Origin of the sequence: Parashewanella hymeniacidonis, assembly GCF_016900895.1 — a bacterium.
In the GTDB taxonomy this organism is placed as follows: domain Bacteria; phylum Pseudomonadota; class Gammaproteobacteria; order Enterobacterales; family Shewanellaceae; genus Parashewanella; species Parashewanella hymeniacidonis.
Map to the genome: position 1 here is coordinate 45,439 of NZ_JAFEUN010000007.1, position 10,172 is coordinate 55,610.

Genomic DNA, 10,172 nt, shown 5'->3' on the forward strand with positions numbered 1-10,172 from the left:
ACAAAATATGTAAGCTCACTGTAACAAAATTTTGATGGTAGGCAATAACCTCCAAACTGGCTTTATGGTATGGTTAAGACAATAGATTTTTAATTATTAAGAGTGAAACACAAAGTGACGCTGGCAAATAAGAAGATTTTACTTGGCATTTGTGGTGGCATCGCAGCTTATAAAAGTGCTGATTTAGTAAGAAAGCTGAAAGAGCAAGGTGCCGATGTTCGTGTGGTAATGAGCCAAAGTGCAAAGGAGTTTATTACCCCCTTAACCTTACAAGCATTGTCTGGATATCCTGTTGCTGAGAGTTTGCTCGATCCAACAGCTGAAGCTGCCATGGGGCATATTGAGTTAGCGCGTTGGGCTGATTTAGTGATCATTGCACCTGCGACTGCTAATTTTATTGCTCGACTACGTGCTGGAATGGCAGATGAATTGATCACCACCCTTTGTGTGGCCACCGAATCTTCAATTGCCATTTGTCCTGCGATGAACCAGCAGATGTATCAGTATCCAGCAACAAAAGAAAACATTGCCGTTCTTGCGCAGAGGGGGCATCAAATGTGGGGGCCTGACTCAGGTTCACAGGCGTGTGGTGAAATCGGTCCAGGGAGAATGCTAGAACCATTAGATATTGTGGCCAGAGCCCAAGATTTTCTTGCTGGTGATGAGCAAAAGCCATTAAAAGGCAAAAAACTGATGCTCACCGCTGGACCAACACGGGAAGCCATTGATCCTGTGAGATATATCTCTAATCATAGTTCCGGAAAAATGGGTTTTGCTTTAGCAGAAGCAGCAGTAAAACTGGGCGCAGAAGTAACATTGGTTAGCGGCCCTGTTAACTTACCGACCCCCACAAGTGTGACGCGAATTGATGTGATTTCCGCTGAAGATATGCTGCAAAGAGTGCTAAATGATATTGAATCACAAGATATATTTATTGGGTGTGCGGCTGTTGCTGATTACAAAATTGAGCAGATAGCTAAAGAAAAAATCAAAAAGAACGATGAGAATATGCAGCTTGCGCTCACTCGAAATCCTGATATCTTAGCCACCGTTGCCAAACGCAATAACAAACCCTTTACGGTTGGTTTTGCAGCTGAAACTAATAATCTCGTTGAGTACGCTAGAAGTAAGTTAGAACGTAAGAACCTTGATATGATTGCTGCAAACGATGTTTCTGTTGCTGGTCAGGGGTTTAATGCTGATGATAATGCGCTGCACGTTTTTTGGTCTGAAGGCTCTCAACATTTACCAACAACAAATAAGAAAGCATTGGCAAAACAATTATTACTGCTCATTGCCGAGAGAATGAACAAATAATGAAAACACCTATCGAATTAAAAATATTAGATTCACGAATTGGCAGTGAATTCCCTTTACCTGAATACGCTACTGTTGGCAGCGCAGGTATGGACTTGAGAGCTATGCTTGATACTGACGTCACCATAGAACCGGGTGAAACTCGTCTTATTCCAACGGGTATCGCCATTCATGTTGCCGATCCGAGTTTGGCCGCTGTGATTTTACCTCGTTCAGGTTTAGGGCATAAAAAAGGCATTGTGCTAGGTAATTTGGTTGGTTTAATTGACTCTGATTACCAAGGACAATTGATGGTGTCTTGTTGGAATCGTAGTCATGAACCATTTTCAATGACCATCGGTGAGCGTTTAGCACAATTAGTGTTTGTTCCCGTCGTTCAAGCTGAATTTAAATTGGTTGATGAATTTAATCGTTCAGATCGAGGCGAGGGTGGTTTTGGTCACTCAGGAACCAAGTAACTCGAACATAGAAGAACAATAAAAAATAAAGGAATTTCTTATGACGGCCCCTAAGAAAAAAAGCCGTAAAGAGCACATTCTACAATGTTTAGCTCATATGCTAGAAACCAATCCTGGTCAACGAATCACCACGGCTAAGTTAGCGGCTGAAGTGGGCGTTTCAGAAGCAGCGCTTTATCGACATTTCCCGAGTAAAGCTCGTATGTTTGAAGGATTAATCGAGTTTATTGAAGAGTCGATATTGACTCGCATTAACTTAATCATGGATGAAGAAAAAGACACCATGCGTCGTTGCCAGTTAGCGTTGCAATTATTATTGATGTTTGCTGAGCGCAACCCTGGCATTTCTCGAGTATTAAGTGGTGATGCTTTATTAGGTGAAAATGAACGCCTACGTGGTCGTATCAATAACTTATTCTCTAAAATTGAAACCTTACTTAAGCAAATTTTGCGTGAAAAAACATTACGTGAAGGCAAAGGGTTTAATCTTGATGAAGCCACGTTGGCCAATTTATTATTAGCGATAGCAGAAGGTCGAATTGCCCAGTTTGTAAGAAGCGAGTTTAAACAAAAGCCGACTAAACACTTCACCGAACAATGGCAATTTGTGCAGCAGCAGTTGTTACAGAGTTAAGACCATTAAAAGTTATTAGATTCACAATAGGGTGAATCTAATTTAGTCGCACCTTTGTTACAGATATGTATAATTGATTTTAACAATTATACATACTCTTGTAACAAGGATATGAGATGAAAAAATTCATTACCACACTATGCGCTTCAGCATTATTCAGTTCTTTTGCCTTTGCTGAGCTCCCTAAGAGCGTCGATAAGCAAATAGAACTCTTCACTAAACCTTATGAATACTCAAATGTAAAAATTTCTCCCAATGGTACTTATTTAAGTGTCGTGATGAATGAGAATAACATCAGACGTCTGTTGTTTTTAGATGCAAAAACCATGAAGCCAACTTATGTTGTTCGTTTTTCTGGTGATGAAGAAATCGGCAGTTATACCTGGGTTAATGATAAACGAGTTGCGATCGAAAAAGTTTATAACAGAGGGTGGCAAGAAGAACCTGTTTCCTATGGAGAAATTTTTACCATCAACGCCAATGGTAAAAGGCCTCTATATTTGTTCGGGCAATTAAATAATACCCAGCAGACGGGGAGTCAAATTAAAAAAAATACGGCAATCAGGGCGATTGGCCAGATTCAACATGGTTTACCCGATGACGATAAACATGTATTAGTACATGCGACACCAATTGGTAATGGCTCTGCAGGGTTTATGACAAGAAATAAGCCTCTGTTGTATAAAGTTAATGTATACAATGGCCGAAGAAAAAAAGTGGTTGGTTCACCGATACCTGCAGCCGGTTTTATTTTAGATAAAGATAAAATGCCAGCTTTCGTAGTTGGGACTAGTGAACAAAATGAAATAGAGATTTATCAGCATCGTAATGACGAATGGGTCAGCATTGACCACATTCAAGGGACACTGAACGATTTTAGGGTCTTAGGTTATGCTGAAAGTAAGGATTACATCTATGCAGAAGGGTTGGCGGACGGCAAAACTCAAGCGCTTTACAAGGTAAATATAAAATCAGGTGAACGCGAGAAAATCACCTCTAACGACAATGTTGATCCTTTGAAGTATTGGCAGGATTCGGAAACGAATGAATTGTTTGCAGTTGAGTTCGAAGATGGCTATCCAGAATACGTTTTTGTTAATAAAACAAACCCGAATACTAAAGCCCTAAAAGCGTTATTAGAGGCGTTACCGGGTCATCAATTACGATTGGTCAGCAAAACATTAGACAATTCAAAACAAATCATTTTAGCTTTCAATGATAGAAATGATGGTGATTATTACCTGTTTGACTCAACAAAGAATAATATCGCTAAGATTGCATCACATCGTTCGTGGTTAGACCCAAACGACTTAGCTGATGTTAAGCCTGTCAAATTCAAAAGCCGAGACGGGCTGACGATTCATGGCTATATCACCATGCCTTACGGGGTTGAACACAAAAACCTTCCTTTAGTTGTTAATCCACATGGTGGCCCCATTGCTCGTGACTATTGGCAGTACAATCCACAAGCGCAACTTTTAGCTGCTAATGGTATTGCTACACTTCAAATTAACTTCAGAGGTTCTGCAGGTTATGGTTTGGCTTTTAAAGAAGCGGGCTATTTAAATTGGGGAACAAAAACGCAATATGACATTATTGATGGTGTGAAGTACGTCATTGATCAGGGCTGGATAAATAAAGACAAAGTTTGCATTGAAGGTGGCAGCTTTGGCGCCTATTCAGCATTGCAAAGTGCGGTTATCGCACCTGATATGTTTAAGTGTGCGATTGGTGTTGCGGGCGTATATGATTTACCTATGATGAAAGAAGAAGGAGATATTCCTTCATTTAATTTTGGTAAAGCCTACCTTGCTGAAGTATTAGGAGGTGACATAAATACAATGAAACAAATGTCACCAGCCTATAATGCTAATAAATTGAAGGCTCGCATTCTTTTGGTTCATGGTGAAAGAGATGAAAGAACGCCAATTGAGCAATATGAATCTATGGCTGAAGCACTAGATAAGGCTAATTACCCTTATGAAAAGATGATTTTCGATAAAGAGGGGCATGGTTTTTATAACCCAGAAAATCAAGCTAAGTATTACAAAAAAATGCTTTCTTTCGTCAAAGAAAGCCTAAAACTATAGTTTTCTCTTTCTTACTAAAGAATGCACTGTTCTCATCGAGTACAGTGCACTTTTTATTTTGATGTTTTTTTAATCTCATAAATAAACCGAAACCGGATTGTCGGAGTATATATTCTGATGTATCCTTGCCAACTTTTCTGAGTATTTTGGTTGGTTATTTGATTCCGTTAATCTGATATTAACTATTTCCCTCTATACTAAAGAGAGAATTTGATTTCAAAGCTTTTGTGAGAACTCTATGACTGAATTAGCTGTAAAAATAGAAACGCCTGTGCTTAGTGATGCAGCCATTAAAGTTCGTGATGCTTTAATAGAAAGCGGACTTGAGACGCCAATGGTAGAGTGCCATTTATCGAAAGGGCAACGCAAACAGCAAATTGAGCAGCATATGAGAGAGATTTTAAATCTGCTTTCATTAGATTTAACCGATGACAGTTTGGCTGATACACCAAAGCGTATTGCGAAAATGTATATCGATGAAATCTTTTCAGGATTGGATTATTCTAATTTTCCGAAAATTACAAATATCGAAAATAAGATGAACATGGACGAGATGATTAAAGTACAAGACATCAGTCTTACCAGTACTTGTGAACATCATTTAGTGACCATTGATGGTGTCGCTTCTGTAGCCTATATCCCACGCAAAAAAATCATTGGTCTATCTAAGATCAATCGCATTGTTCGTTTTTTTGCTCAGCGTCCTCAAGTACAAGAACGCTTAACTCAACAAGTGTTAGTAGCGTTGCAGGCGATTTTAGAGACCAATGATGTTGCAGTAAAAATGGATGCAACGCACTATTGTGTAAAAGCTCGTGGCGTCATGGATGCCACCAGTAAAACTAGTACTACGGCCTTGGGCGGCATTTTTAAATCAGACCATGCTTCAAGAGCTGAATTTCTTGCTCATGCCTAAATGAGTGTTCTTAATGAGTAAGCCTCGCATTAGCGGGGCTTTTTTATGGGGGCAATTATTTGGTAACCTAGTTTTTATGTTATTTGTAAGGAAAGCTTTGTGAATAAATATATCGTTGCTCTCGATCAAGGTACGACAAGCTCACGTGCCATTGTGTTTGATCAACAAGCAAAAATAGTGGCTCAAGCTCAACGTGAATTTAAACAAATCTATCCTAAAGCTGGTTGGGTTGAACATGATCCAATGGAAATATGGTCGTCACAAAGCTCGGCGCTCACAGAGGCATTAACTCGTGTAGGGATATCTGAAGATTGTATTGCTGGTATTGGTATTACAAACCAAAGAGAAACAACGATTGTTTGGAATAAAAAGACAGGTAAACCAATATACAATGCCATCGTTTGGCAATGTCGAAGAAGTACTGAGTATTGCGAGCAACTTAAAGCAAACGGTCAGGAACCTCTTATTCGACAGAAAACAGGCCTTGTGCTCGACCCTTATTTTTCAGCGAGTAAGGTTCGGTGGTTGCTGGATAATGTCGATGGAGCTCAAACGCAAGCTGAAGCAGGTGAATTGCTTTTTGGTACTGTTGATACATGGCTGGTTTGGAAGCTGACAAATGGAAAAGTACATGTAACGGATCCCACAAACGCTTCAAGAACCATGCTGTTTAACATACATAACCACAGCTGGGATGATGAGTTGCTCAACTTGTTTGGTATTCCCAAAAAGATGCTGCCAAAAGTAAAAGCTTCAAGCGAGGTTTATGGGAATACCCGTGATGGGGGGATTCCTATCGCTGGAATTGCAGGGGATCAACAAGCAGCATTGTTTGGTCAATTATGTGTTCACCCAGGGACGGCAAAGAATACTTACGGTACAGGTTGTTTTCTGTTGATGAATACAGGGCAACAAGCGATTCAATCGAAACACGGGTTATTGACGACTGTTGCTGTCGATCACCACGGTAAGCCGTGTTATGCATTAGAAGGCTCTGTGTTCATGGGGGGAGCAACAATTCAATGGCTCAGAGATGAAATGTGCTTGATTCGTCATGCGAGTGAAACGGAATATTACGCTTCCCAAGTTGATGACAATAATGGCGTTTACTTGGTGCCAGCATTCGTGGGGTTGGGGGCACCATATTGGGATCCTGATGCTAGAGGTGCGATTGTAGGGCTAACACGTGGGGCGAACAAAAACCATATTATAAGAGCCGCATTGGAATCTATTGCCTATCAGAGCAAAGAGCTTTTAAATGCGATGGAGCAAGATGGAAACCTGGAAGTTTCGAACTTAAAGGTTGATGGTGGTGCTGTGATCAACAATTTCTTAATGCAGTTTCAAGCCGATATTGGTGATGTGGTGGTAGAACGCCCCCACACAAATGAAACTACGGCTTTGGGAGCGGCCTTTTTGGCTGGTTTAGCCGTCGAATATTGGAATGATGTTGAAGAACTTGAAGCGTCCCTCGGTATAGAAAAACGCTTTGAACCAAATATGCTCAGTGAGCATAGGCAAAAGCTGTTTTCTGGTTGGTTAGACGCAGTGAAAAAAAGCAGACGTTAACGAAGCCATTTTTTAATTTTGGGGATCTGCAACATAATTCCTGAAACACAAAATAATATGACGAATAACGCAGCAATTCTTATCAACCAGTGATTGAATTGCAAACCGTCGCTGATATTGACATCTAAGAAGTGTAATTGCATGAATAAATCTTTCAGCCTGCTGGATGAGTTCTGATGTGTGATCACCGTTGCCGTATTGGCATCAACAATTATGCTGGTTTGCTTGTCATCGTCGACATTTATGACGTATTGCAGATGACTCTGCGTGTTAGGTTGAAAGCGTGTGATAGTGTAATCAAGCAATTTTGGTTCAGAAAAATGAGCGTTGCCAGAATAACTTTGTTTGGCAAGCGCTAAAATTTGAGCTCTGGATAGGTGAATAGGTTCTAGCCGATTTGCCCAATAATAATAGTTGTTAGAGACTGTAATGATTTTAATTACAGGTTCATTAAGTCGATAAATGAGTTCAAACTCTAAAATTACCTCATTATGATTTTGATTGAATCGCTGCTCTACCCCTGCGAGATCTATCGATTTATTTATCAGAGTTGACTCTGTCTCAATCGCTTTGAAATGCGTGCGGTTTGTTAACCAGTCACTGGGGATTAAATTCAGTGCCACACCACTTAAAATCCAAGAACATAATGGAAGAGCCAGTACTAAGGTTAGGTAACGATGATACTTACGCCACATTACTGACCCCTCTTTTTAATATGATGTCTAACCCAAGGCGTGAGGAGGGAAAAACCGAACAAAGCTGTCAAAAGTGTCACTAGGCTAAAAAACGATAACAGAGGATTATGAATATCCTCGCCTTCCCAGTAATCCATAATGTGAAATCGCCAAAACCAATCAAAAGCACGCCAATAGTTATGCCGCTTTCCTACTAAACGACCGCTATCGGCACTGAAATATAATGTGTCATCAGCCAAGCTATCAAACGTAACTTTCCAAACTGACTTATGGCGAGAACTAATTTCAGTCGGTGGTGCTGGCAACAACGTAATGTCTTTAATTGCCGATGAGTGTGCGTACCATTGATGAACTTGATGTTTGATATAAACACGATCGATCGTTGATGCAGGTTGCTTTGTTACCATATCAATACGATATAACTTATCGTCGATATAGAATTGGACTTCTGGAGTAGGCGTTGACAGAACTAATTTGATACGTTTTGCCGCTGGATATGCATTGTATGTCTGATTAAAATTTTGATTGATGGACGCTGAGATGGGGTGAACATTTACAGGCGTTTTAATTAAGTCATTGCCTCTAATGAAATTAATATCTGTCAGTACCATGTAACTACCAGATAACCCCCAAATACAAAATTGCAGTAAGGCAATCAGCGACAAAATCCAATGCCACTTCCTGAAGCGTTTCCACATGAAAATAAAATGCCCCGTTGTTATTTTTGTTGCATTGAACGGATTAATTGCGATCCAGCTTAAGGAAGTTTGTGATCAAATTAAACCTTTAACGAATTAATAAATAATTTAGATCAACTTTAACCTAAAAATTGAAACCTATATTCAACAAGGGCTGCGGCATAAAAAAGGCCGCCAAAGCGCATTACATCTGGATTTTAGCAAGTGAACAAATCTTGACTTTTCTTGCCAACTATCTCTAAACTTAGCTTTGGTGGGAAATTGTGGGTATTTGTGGATCTTAATTCTAAAAGCATAGATAAACTTTCTAGATGTGCATAGGAAAAACCATGCGATTTAGTTGTTCAACAAGGATGATATAACGTGTTTTCAGGTGCTAGCAGTATCAACTTAGATGCGAAAGGTCGGTTCGCCATTCCGGTACGATACCGAGATCTGTTGCGAGTTGAATCTGAAGGCAAGCTGGTAATCACGGTTGATATCCAATCTTCTTGTTTATTGCTTTACCCTCTAAATGAATGGCACCAAATTGAAGCAAAGCTGATGCAATTGTCTGATACTCAACCCACAGAAAGGGCTTTGAAACGATTGTTACTCGGCCACGCCCACGAATGCGAATTAGACAATAATGGTCGCATCCTTTTGCCATTACCACTGAGGCAGTATGCAAATTTAAAAAAGCATACCATGCTGGTGGGTCAACTGAACAAATTTGAATTGTGGGATGCTGATTTATGGCAGCAGCTCATAGAAGAAAGTAAACAAAAAATTGCCACTGAAGACTTAGCGAGTAATGAACGTCTCGCTGACTTTTCGTTGTAGTGAATGTAGTGAAACAGAAAAGAAGAGCTTTATGAGTGAAAAATTCGCCCACGTGTCTGTACTGCTAAAAGAAACAGTAGATGGACTGAAGATTAAACCAGATGGCATCTATATTGATGGAACCTTTGGACGTGGGGGGCATTCAAGCCTCGTTTTGTCTCAACTTGGCGTAAACGGTAGATTAATTGCGATTGATCGAGATCCACAGGCCATTGAAGCCTCAAAACGTTTTGCTGATGATGAACGTTTTCAGATCGTTCATGGCGGTTTTGGGCAATTAGAAAGTTATATCAGAGATCTTGGGCTTGCAGGAAAAATTGATGGCGTATTGCTCGATTTAGGTGTGTCGTCACCTCAGTTAGATGATGCCGAGCGTGGATTCAGTTTTTTACGAGATGGCCCATTGGACATGCGTATGGATAATAGCCAAGGGCAAACTGCAGCAGAGTGGATTGCTCGTGCAGAAATTGAAGATATGGCTTGGGTATTCAAAACCTACGGTGAAGAAAAAAATTCACGGCATATTGCTCGCTGCATAGCCGCTGACAGAGAAAAAATACCTTTTTTGAGAACCAAAGAGTTAGCGGATCTGATTTTTCGTATTACCAAGAAAAAAGAAAAGAATAAACATCCCGCAACTCGAGTGTTTCAAGCCATTCGTATTTATATTAACAGTGAATTAGAACAGATCGATCAAGCATTAGAAGGTGCATTAAACGTGTTAGCACCCGAAGGGCGTTTGTCCGTGATCAGTTTCCATTCACTGGAAGATAGAATGGTAAAACGGTTTATTCGCCGCAACAGTCAAGCACCAGAAGTACCGTTTGGTATGCCAATCAGCAATGAAGAGCTCGATAAGCAACGTAAGCTCAAACCTATTGGTAAAGCACAAAAACCATCAGAAGCTGAACTTGAATTGAATCCGAGAGCAAGAAGTTCTGTATTGAGAGTCGCAGAACGACGGGAATATTAA

10 protein-coding genes are annotated in these 10,172 nt (G+C 40.2%); 8 read left to right on the forward strand and 2 right to left on the reverse strand.

Features of this window, described 5'->3' with window-relative positions; genetic code table 11:
- Window positions 1–114 precede the first annotated feature (114 nt).
- The 6 genes from coaBC (at window position 115) to glpK (ending at window position 6,984) form a co-directional block, all read left to right on the forward strand.
- Window positions 115–1,317, forward strand: a complete 1,203-nt coding sequence (gene coaBC, locus JQC92_RS02775) for a bifunctional phosphopantothenoylcysteine decarboxylase/phosphopantothenate--cysteine ligase CoaBC (RefSeq protein WP_204998217.1) — start codon at window positions 115–117, stop codon at window positions 1,315–1,317.
- Window positions 1,317–1,775, forward strand: coding sequence for a dUTP diphosphatase (dut, locus tag JQC92_RS02780; protein WP_204998218.1), 459 nt, complete (start codon window positions 1,317–1,319; stop codon window positions 1,773–1,775). The genes coaBC and dut overlap by 1 nt, the downstream gene beginning before the upstream one ends.
- Window positions 1,776–1,815: 40 nt before the next feature.
- Window positions 1,816–2,409 carry a nucleoid occlusion factor SlmA gene (gene slmA / locus JQC92_RS02785; RefSeq protein WP_129945134.1) on the forward strand — a complete coding sequence of 198 codons (594 nt, stop codon included), beginning with the start codon at window positions 1,816–1,818 and terminating at the stop codon, window positions 2,407–2,409.
- 116 nt (window positions 2,410–2,525) lie between these two features.
- Window positions 2,526–4,499, forward strand: a complete 1,974-nt coding sequence (locus tag JQC92_RS02790; RefSeq protein ID WP_204998219.1) for an alpha/beta hydrolase family protein — start codon at window positions 2,526–2,528, stop codon at window positions 4,497–4,499.
- A gap of 238 nt (window positions 4,500–4,737) precedes the next feature.
- The gene (folE, locus tag JQC92_RS02795; RefSeq protein ID WP_129945136.1) at window positions 4,738–5,415 is read left to right on the forward strand and encodes a GTP cyclohydrolase I FolE; all 678 of its coding nucleotides are present in this window, start codon (window positions 4,738–4,740) and stop codon (window positions 5,413–5,415) included.
- A 99-nt stretch (window positions 5,416–5,514) separates the two neighbouring features.
- The gene (gene glpK, locus JQC92_RS02800) at window positions 5,515–6,984 is read left to right on the forward strand and encodes a glycerol kinase GlpK (protein WP_204998220.1); all 1,470 of its coding nucleotides are present in this window, start codon (window positions 5,515–5,517) and stop codon (window positions 6,982–6,984) included.
- Here the strand turns inward: glpK and JQC92_RS02805 are convergent.
- Both JQC92_RS02805 and JQC92_RS02810 read right to left on the reverse strand, forming a co-directional pair.
- Entirely contained in the window at window positions 6,981–7,679 is a 699-nt protein-coding gene (locus tag JQC92_RS02805; RefSeq protein WP_204998221.1) for a PepSY domain-containing protein, read from the reverse strand. The genes glpK and JQC92_RS02805 overlap by 4 nt on opposite strands.
- Entirely contained in the window at window positions 7,679–8,377 is a 699-nt protein-coding gene (locus JQC92_RS02810) for a PepSY domain-containing protein (RefSeq protein ID WP_204998222.1), read from the reverse strand. Before JQC92_RS02810 ends, JQC92_RS02805 begins: the two co-directional genes overlap by 1 nt.
- Window positions 8,378–8,740: 363 nt before the next feature.
- Between JQC92_RS02810 and mraZ the strand changes: the two genes are divergently transcribed.
- Both mraZ and rsmH read left to right on the forward strand, forming a co-directional pair.
- Window positions 8,741–9,199: a division/cell wall cluster transcriptional repressor MraZ gene (gene mraZ, locus JQC92_RS02815; RefSeq protein WP_129945140.1), complete on the forward strand. Its 459-nt coding sequence runs from the start codon at window positions 8,741–8,743 to the stop codon at window positions 9,197–9,199.
- Between the two features lie 31 nt (window positions 9,200–9,230).
- Window positions 9,231–10,172: a 16S rRNA (cytosine(1402)-N(4))-methyltransferase RsmH gene (gene rsmH / locus JQC92_RS02820; protein ID WP_204998223.1), complete on the forward strand. Its 942-nt coding sequence runs from the start codon at window positions 9,231–9,233 to the stop codon at window positions 10,170–10,172.